Source organism: Amycolatopsis ultiminotia, from assembly GCF_039536925.1.
Lineage (GTDB): Bacteria > Actinomycetota > Actinomycetes > Mycobacteriales > Pseudonocardiaceae > Amycolatopsis > Amycolatopsis ultiminotia.
This window is the reverse complement of sequence record NZ_BAAAZN010000001.1, coordinates 190,865-197,462: the sequence shown is the minus strand read 5'-3', so window position 1 is coordinate 197,462 and position 6,598 is coordinate 190,865. Positions and strand designations below refer to the sequence as shown.

4 protein-coding genes are annotated in these 6,598 nt (G+C 70.0%); 1 reads left to right on the top strand and 3 read right to left on the bottom strand.

Annotated elements, in window-relative coordinates:
- From ABD793_RS00930 to ABD793_RS00920, 3 genes are all read right to left on the bottom strand, one after another.
- A partial coding sequence (locus ABD793_RS00930) for an ROK family protein (RefSeq protein WP_344854282.1) occupies positions 1 to 874 on the bottom strand: 874 nt, incomplete at its 3' end.
- The gene (locus tag ABD793_RS00925) at positions 871 to 3,726 is read right to left on the bottom strand and encodes a glycoside hydrolase family 2 protein (protein ID WP_344854281.1); all 2,856 of its coding nucleotides are present in this window, start codon (positions 3,724 to 3,726) and stop codon (positions 871 to 873) included. The genes ABD793_RS00930 and ABD793_RS00925, both read right to left, overlap by 4 nt.
- Positions 3,723 to 5,162 (bottom strand): APC family permease, encoded by a 1,440-nt coding sequence (locus ABD793_RS00920; RefSeq protein ID WP_344854280.1) that lies wholly within the window; start codon positions 5,160 to 5,162, stop codon positions 3,723 to 3,725. The genes ABD793_RS00925 and ABD793_RS00920 overlap by 4 nt, the downstream gene beginning before the upstream one ends.
- 341 nt (positions 5,163 to 5,503) lie before the next feature.
- Between ABD793_RS00920 and ABD793_RS00915 the strand changes: the two genes are divergently transcribed.
- Positions 5,504 to 6,574: a J domain-containing protein gene (locus tag ABD793_RS00915; protein ID WP_344854279.1), complete on the top strand. Its 1,071-nt coding sequence runs from the start codon at positions 5,504 to 5,506 to the stop codon at positions 6,572 to 6,574.
- The last annotated feature ends 24 nt before the right edge of the window (positions 6,575 to 6,598 follow it).

Below are 6,598 nucleotides of genomic sequence, written 5' to 3'. Positions count from 1 at the left end.
CCACTGCGCCGCGCAACGAGGCGTCCTGCTCGAAGCGGGCGGCGACCAGTTCCGGCGGAAACGGCACTGCCGCGGCGAGGCGTTCCCGCAACGCGGGCATCAGCACGTCAGCCGAGCGGACCAGGCCGCCGCCCACCGCGATCCGGTGCGGATCGAACGCGATCGCCAGGTTCGCCACGTGCATGGACAGCTCGTCCAGCGCCGCGGTGACCAGTTCCTTGGCCGGTGCGTTCTCCCGGGCCAGCGCGAACAATCCGGCCGCGGTCACCGGGCGGCCGAGCACCGCGCTCGCCCGGCTGCCCAGCCCGCGCCCGCCGACGGCCTCCTCCAGTGGCGCCGATCCACCGGCGAAACCCCCGCGATCCTGTGGCGACAGCAGGTTGTAGCCGATCTCGCCGGCGGCGCCGTTCGCACCGGTCAGCAGCCGTCCGCCGATCAGCACCGCCGCGGCGATTCCGGTGCCGAGCGACAGGAACACCGCCGGATCGGCACCGGCCAGCGCGCCCCAGGTCCACTCCGCCAGCGCGGCCGCCTTCGCGTCGGTGCCCACCGTCACCGGGACCCCCGGGAACCCGGCGGACACCAGCTCCGCCAGCCGCAGCCGTTCCCAGCCGGGCACGTTGGGCGCCAGCATGATCCGGTCCGGCAGCACGATCCCCGGGCTCACCACGCCGATCGCGCCGAGGCCCGTCCGCTCGTACTCGACCAGCGCCGCCGCCGCGGCGAGAGCGCGGGTGACGACCTGCTCCGCACCCGCCTCCGCGTCGGTGTCCAGCCGTCGGGTGGCCAGCAGGGTTCCGGCGCGGTCGGCCAGCCCCAGCGCGACCTTGGTCCCGCCGAAATCGATGCCAAGGACACGGTCGTCTGCCCTCACTCGGTCGCCCCGCCGAGCGGTCCGCCGGCCGCGGTGGCGACCGGCTCGGTGTTGGCGCCGCCGACGCTGATCACCGCGGGTGCGCCGTGCAGGTCCGCGCAGCGGTAGGTCACCGTGAGCGTCTGCGATTGGCCGGGCCAGAGTGTGATGTCGTTGTCGTCCCACATCGCCGCCGCGAGCTGGCTGTCCCCCGCGGCCGGCCGGCCGTCCGCATTGCCGCGGCGCACGTCCGCGCGCAGGAAGAACGCGACCGCCGGCGTCTTCGACGTGTTCTTCACCGTCACCGTGGTCGCAGTGTCCGCACCGTCCGGACCGGACGCCGGCCGGGTCGAGGTGGTCACGCCGATCTGCGACTCCGGCAGGTCCCGCAGCGCGGTCAGATCGCCGTACTGGCTCAACGTGGCCTGTGGCTGCTGAAGCGTCTTGTCCCAGTCGACCACGTCCTTCTGCGTGGAAAGCCAGTACACGTTGCGGTCCACGACTTTCCCGCCCTGGCGGACCTGCAGCTCCACGAAGTAGGCCTGCGCCTTGGCGGGCGGGGCGGTCTCCGCGGGCACCTCGGGCTTCAGCACGCCGGTCCGCACGTCCTGGCTGCCCAGCGACAGCCCGCCTGCGGTCTGGTCGTCGAGCACCTTGCCCGCGGTGTCGTAAACCTTGGCCTGCACGGAAAGCCCGGCCTGGGTGTGCGCACCCAGGTTGTCCAGGGTGACCGTGCCCGAGTCGTAGGCATAAAGCGCGTGCAGTGGCTGGTTCGCCTTCTTCGCACCGAAGAACGCACCGGGCTGGTCCCCGTCGTCGTTGTAGAGCGACCACAACAGGGTGGGCCAGCCCTTGTTCAGCATCCAGTACACGACGCCAGTGGCCGGATTGTCCCGGTCTGTCGAATGCGCGAGGAACGATTCGAACTGCGAGCGGGCGTTCTCGTAGTTCGCGATCTGCGCTGATTCCACATAGGACTCGAGTGAATCCCAGCTGCCATACCGGTGCGTGATCGACTGATCGAGGGTGTAGAGCGTGCCGAACGCGTAACCGCCGTGCTCGGCCTCGAAATTGGCGTGGTACTGGTGGTACGCCGGATCCTGCCAAAGCTTCGCCTGTTCCGCCGGGGACAGGAACCGGCGGATCGAATCGAGTGTCGGCACGGTGTGCCCGGCGCTCTGTTCACTCGCGAAACCCCAGGAGCCACCCGCGTTGGTGCGGCTCGGATCGTCGCCGGAGAAATGCGAGGTGTCGTACCAGTAGGACGGCGGGACCCAGTCGTAGGGACCTTCCTTCTCCCCGGAAGTGCCGAGCGTCGGGGTGCTCTTGTACTCCGCGGAGGCGACCACCTGAACCCGGAAGTCGGCGTCGCGGAAGGCATTGAGCGTTTCGCTCTCCTGCCGGGGCAGCGGCTCGTTGTCACTCCAGCCGTAGGTGAACACACTGGGGTGGCTGCGTTCGGCCTGCGCGATCGAGTAAGCCGAATCGTGCAGGATCCGGTAGTCCCGTTCGGTCAGCTTGTCCGGCGCCTCCGGCTGCCAGGCGTCGCAGCAGAGGAATCCACCCATCACCAGCAGCCCGGCCCGGTCCGCCTGATCGTAGAAGTCCTGCGGCAGGTCGTGACCCTCGATCCGCACGCCGTTCAGGCCCAGGTTCTTGATCAACGCGATCTGGTGTGCGGTGTCGGCCCGGTCGTAGCGCAGGAACAGATCCGGTGCGAAACCACCGCCGCGGAAGACGAAGTCCTTTCCGTTCACGGAAAACAGCCGGGCCCCGGCGGGCAGCGGCTCGGACTTGCCGACCAGCTTCGAGGTCACCGTGCGGATCCCGAAGGTGTCCGAAGTGGACGTCGAGGTGACACCACCCTGGGAAACGCCGGTACGCAAGGTGTAGAGCGGCTGCCCGCCCATCGAATACGGCCACCACAGCTGCGGATTTTCGATCTTCAACTGCGAGAACCCCGCGGGCGTGAAGGTCACGGTTTGCTTGTGGTGCGCGGGAACCGTGACCCGCTGCGTGACCACGATCGGCTCGCCGCCACCCGCGGGCGGTTCGATCGTGGCTGCCACGTCACCGGTCTGCGCGGAATCCGCGTTGTTGGTCACGTCCGTCTTCACCGTCAGCGAGGACGTCGAGAGGTCGGCGGCGTTGTCCTGCACGACATGCGCGTTGTCACCGGTGAGCGCGTCGGACAGCTGCAGGGTGGGCGGATACTGGATGCCGGTGCCGTTGTCCGGCGGGAGCTGGCCCCAGTCGACGCCGTCGACGGTGTACATGCTCGTCGGATCGTTGGGATAGACCTTGATCGCCAGGCTGTTCTTGCCCGGCCGCAGCAGTTTCGTCACGTCGAAGCTGTGCCCGGCGAACGCGCCGCTCACCACGTCCTTGCCTGCCACCATCGTCCCGTTGACCCACACGTCGCCCTCGCCGACGATGCCCGGGATGGTCAGCTTCGCGTTCTTCCCCTGCCGGAACCCGGGATCGAAGTCGGTGCGGTACCACCACGGATCGGAGAACGGCTCCGTGGTCACCGGGCCGAGTTTGTCCACGTACCCGAAGCACTTGCGCATGGTGTCGGAGTAGAAGACGTCCGGACACTGCCCGTTCTGCAGCAGCGCGGTGATCTCGGTGCCCGGCGCACCCGCGTCGTCGGGTTTCACCGGTAGCCAGCCGGACGTCGAGTAGCCCGGCTGTGAAACCCGGTCGCCGCCGTCGGCGACTTTCGCGGTGCTCAGCACCTGCCAGCCTGCCGTACCGATGCTGGACTGCCCGTGCGGCGCCGACGGCAGCGACGGCTGCGCGGACGCCGGTGCGCTCAGCACACCCGGCAGCAGGACCAGCGCGGCGATCCCGGCGATCAACGGTTTCCTCATGCCTGCGCCCCTTCGACCGGCGAAGCGAACGCCTCGCGGATCTCCTTCGGCCCGAACGGCCAGGTCTTCTCCGCCGCCGCATAGCCGAGGTAGGCGAGGAGACCGAGCACGATCCAGCCCACCGACAACAGGATCGACAGCGTCGTGGCGGACACGTAGATGTAGACCCAGCCGGCGAGCGCGATGATCGTCGGCACCGGGTAGAGCCACTGCCGGTACGGCCGCTGCAGGTTCGGCCTGCGCCGGCGCAGCACCCAGATCGCGGCGACCTGGGCCAGCGACTGGATGAGCACGAGCACGGTGACCGCCGCGTTGATCACGTCGGTCAGGGTGAACAGCGAGCCGATCGCGGTGATCAGGCCCATCGTGAGCACCCCCGCGGTGGGCATGTTCAGCCGCTTGTGCAGTTTCCCGAACCACGGCAGGAACACCTTGTCGCGCGCGGCTTCGAAGGGCACTCGCGATCCGCCCAGCAGACCGGCGAACACCGATCCGATCGCGGCGACGACGATGAACACCGTGACCACCTTCGCTGCGGCCGAGCCCCACGCCTGTTCGAGCACCGTGGAAGCCACCGACGTCGCGGTCTTCAGCTGTTCCAGCGGGATCGAGCCGAGCACGCCGACCTGCAGCAGGAAGTACAGCGACATGATGCCGAGGATGGAGAAGAAGATCGAGCGCGGGATCGTCCGGCCGGGGGTGCGCACCTCACCGCCGAGGTAGGCGGAGGTGTTGTAGCCGAGGTAGTCGTAGATCGCGATCACCAGCCCGGCGCCGAGACCGCCCCAGAACGCGCCGCCGGAGCCGAACGCGCCGGGGGTGAAGGCAAACGCCCGAGCACCGTCGAAATGGCTGAACGCGGCGGTCACGACGGTCAGCACGGCGGCCAGCATGATCACGAACAGCGCCGTGGTGAGCTTGCCGATCTGCCCGATCCGGCGGAACAGCGCGAGCACGATCAGCACCACGACCGCGATGCCGATGACCTTGCCCAGCGGCGTGACCCCGGCCTCGTCGGTCACCCCCGGCACCAGGTAACCCAGGTACTGGACGAGCCCGATGATGCCGCTGGACATGATGAGCGGGATGAACAGCACCGCGCTCCACACGAACAGGAACGGCATCAGCCGCCCGGTCCGGTACTGGAACGCCTCGCGCAGGTAGATGTAGGTCCCGCCGGCACCGGGCAGGGCCGCGCCCAGTTCGGCCCACACCAGCCCGTCGGCGAGCGCGATCAGCGCGCCGACGATCCAGCCGAACATCGCCTGTGCACCGCCCATCGTCGCGACCATCGCGGGGATGGTCACGAACGGGCCGATGCCGCACATCTGCGTCATGTTGATCGCGGTCGCCTGCAGCGGCCCGATCCGCCGCTCGAGGCCGGCCCGTGGCAGCTCGGTCGCCGTGGAGTCCCCCGGCCGGGTGGATGAGCTCACGTCGCGCCTCCGTCCCGTAGTTAGTAAAGGTTCTTAACATACGGGGTACCGGGACGGGAAGGGCCGCGTCCGGAAAGTTGCCGAAGGACCGGCCGTCCGGCCGCGCGGGTGCCGGCCCTCCAGCACCGGATGCGGCGCCACCCCGGTCCGGACCGGGGTGGCTCACCCCACCGCGGCGACCGGCCGCACCGGCACGTCCGGCGACGGCCGGGAAGCCTTACCAGAGTTCACTCCGGCGCGCCGCGGAGGTGGGTGGCGAGGGGGCCGGCGACCCCATATCGTTGCCTGGCAGCAGTCCGGAGGTGGGTTGCCGCGCCGCAGTCCGGAGGTGGAGCGCGATCGTGGCCGACTACTACGCGGTTCTCGGCGTGGAGAAGACGGCGTCGCCCGCGGAGATCAAGGCCGCGTACCGCAGGCTGGCCAAGGCACGGCATCCGGACGCGGGTGGCAACGCCGGCACGTTCCAGCTGTTGCGCGAAGCCTACGACACGCTCGGCGACCCGGTTCGCCGCGCGCGGTACGACGCCGGGACCGTGCCGGCGCGCCCGCGGGCCCGGCGGCGATTCGGCGAGCAGCCCGGATTCGTGCCGGAGCCGACGGACCTGGTGCCCGAGGACCTGGCCTGGTGGGCGTTCGCCGGAGACGACCCGAGGATGCGGCACGGCAGGCGGCGCGGACCGGGACACACCCCGGTCGTCGCCGCGGTCGCCGGAGTGGTGCTGGTGCTGCTGCCGTTGCCGGCCGGGGTGGACTTCACGCCGCCGGTGCTGATGGTGTGGCTGGCACTCACCGCGGGCACCGCACTGCTCGTGCAGCGGCTGGCCCGCGGTTTCCTCGGCGCACGACGGGCCCGGCACGAGTTCGCCGCGGAGTTCGGCAGCGACGCGGTGTTCGGCACCCCCGGGACCGAGGCCGACGAGCTGGCCGAACGGCTCACCGCCGACCTGCTCGAGCGGTACCTGACCCGGCTGCCCGGCGCCCGCATCTTCCACGGCCTCGCCTGGCCCGGTTCGGTGTTCGCGGACGTCGACCACGCGGTCCTGTGCGGCAGGCGGCTGGTACTGATCGAATCGAAGCAGTGGTTGCCAGGGCACTACGAAACCGGGACGGACGGCAGGCTGCTGCGCAACGGCCGTCCTTTCCGCGGCGGCGGCAGCCGGCTCACCGAAAGCCTCGACCGTTACCGCGAGCTGGTGCCGAACGTGGCGGTGCGCGGCGCGATGATCGTGTACCCCAGCCGCGAGGGCGAGGTGAGCACCGCCGAACCGGACGGCGAACCCGCTCCGCCGCTCACCCCCGAGCTGTTCCTGCACGAGATCGGCGGCTGGCTCTCCGCCGAACCGTCCACTGTGGACCACAGTACGCTGCGGATGCTGCGTGCCCAGGTCACCGGGTCCGGCCGGGCGGCCTGACCCCGGACGACCGGACGCCGGCTT

Bases quoted from the DNA above. Each gene is read 5' to 3' on its own strand.
- ABD793_RS00925 (WP_344854281.1), bottom strand. From the start codon at position 3,726: ATGAGGAAACCGTTGATCGCCGGGATCGCCGCGCTGGTCCTGCTGCCG.